The sequence below is a fragment of the Pseudomonas sp. GCM10022186 genome (assembly GCF_042656385.1).
In the GTDB taxonomy this organism is placed as follows: domain Bacteria; phylum Pseudomonadota; class Gammaproteobacteria; order Pseudomonadales; family Pseudomonadaceae; genus Metapseudomonas.
Genome location: NZ_JBHSOU010000038.1, coordinates 1 through 511 on the forward strand (window position 1 = coordinate 1; position 511 = coordinate 511).

Genomic DNA, 511 nt, shown 5'->3' on the forward strand with positions numbered 1-511 from the left:
CGGCCGCCTTGGGCCCCTGCAGGGCCAGCAGCGCGCGGCTCTCGAACAGCGATTCGATGGCGCACTGCTCGCCGATCTTCGCCCGCAGGTGGGCCAGGTCCTGCGCCTTGCAGGCGGCGTTGACCACCAGGAACAGTTCGTCCGCGGCCAGGCGCGCGACCATCAGGTCGTCGAGGATGCCGCCGTTGTCGTCGGTGAACAGCGCGTAGCGCTGGGTGCCCAGCGGCAGGTCGAGGATGTCCACCGGCACCAGGCTTTCCAGGGCGCGGGCGGCGTGCGCGCCGCGCAGGATGATCTGGCCCATGTGCGACACGTCGAACAGGCCGGCCTGGTCGCGGGTGTGCAGGTGCTCCTTGAGCACGCCGAGGGGGTACTGCACCGGCATGGCGTAGCCGGCGAAGGGAACCATCTTGGCACCGAGTTCCAGGTGCAGGGAATGCAGGGGGGTTGTTGCCAAAGACATTCGGGAATCCTTCTATTAGCTGGAAGCTGGAAGCTGGAAGCTGGAAGC

Annotated in this window: 1 pseudogene; it reads right to left on the reverse strand. The window is 67.5% G+C overall.

Annotated features, from left to right (window positions below):
- Positions 1-463, reverse strand: a pseudogene (gene gcvT, locus ACFPU0_RS14655) (glycine cleavage system aminomethyltransferase GcvT); the annotation flags it as partial.
- Between the last annotated feature and the right edge of the window lie 48 nt (positions 464-511).